This window comes from Mesorhizobium sp. M2A.F.Ca.ET.039.01.1.1, from assembly GCF_003998035.1.
Classification (GTDB): Bacteria; Pseudomonadota; Alphaproteobacteria; order Rhizobiales; family Rhizobiaceae; genus Mesorhizobium.
This window is the reverse complement of sequence record NZ_RZRY01001427.1, coordinates 1-606: the sequence shown is the minus strand read 5'-3', so window position 1 is coordinate 606 and position 606 is coordinate 1. Positions and strand designations below refer to the sequence as shown.

General features: G+C 54.8%; 1 protein-coding gene. It reads right to left on the bottom strand.

Annotated features, from left to right (window positions below; translation table 11 throughout):
- Positions 1–231: 231 nt before the first annotated feature.
- The coding region (locus EOA24_RS40255; protein ID WP_127410936.1) for a M20/M25/M40 family metallo-hydrolase at positions 232–606 on the bottom strand (375 nt) is incomplete at its 5' end.

Here is a 606-nt window from a genome sequence, read left to right as displayed (position 1 = left end):
TGTCCCGTATGGCTAACGACAATCAGACAATCACGAACCAGATGAAACAGTTCTTGCCGCATAACTGCCCCACACGTCCTCTGCTCCCCCTTAGTGGTAATAAGCGGAGGTGCAAAGCCACGAATATCGCTATAATCGCTCGGGCGATCGGGCCGCGATCACGCGCCGCCTTCGAGATACGGGCAACACATCGGCTGCCGATCCAATAAATCTTGTTTCCAAACGGTTTTTTTATTCTTCGAGCAGCGCAAAACAGTACGTGATGGCTAGCTCAGTTGCGGGAATGAGAATTTCGTCCGACACAGCGAAAGTCGGTGTATGGAGGCCAGAGTTCTTGCCGGGCTCACCGCTGCCGAACAAAAAATAGATGGAGGGTATGCATTGAGCGTAGAAGCCGAAATCATCGCTGCCGCTGCGCGAAATGTCCTGCGAAAAAGCATCGGGCCCAGCCACCTCCAGCACGGTGCTGCGAAACCGGCTAACCATGTTGGAATCGTTTATCACTGCAGGCTCACCTGACCATATAACGCACTTGGCTTTGCCGCGGTGCATTGCCGCGACACCTTGTGCGATTTCCCGCACCCGTTGGCCTAGGTGAGCCCGGCG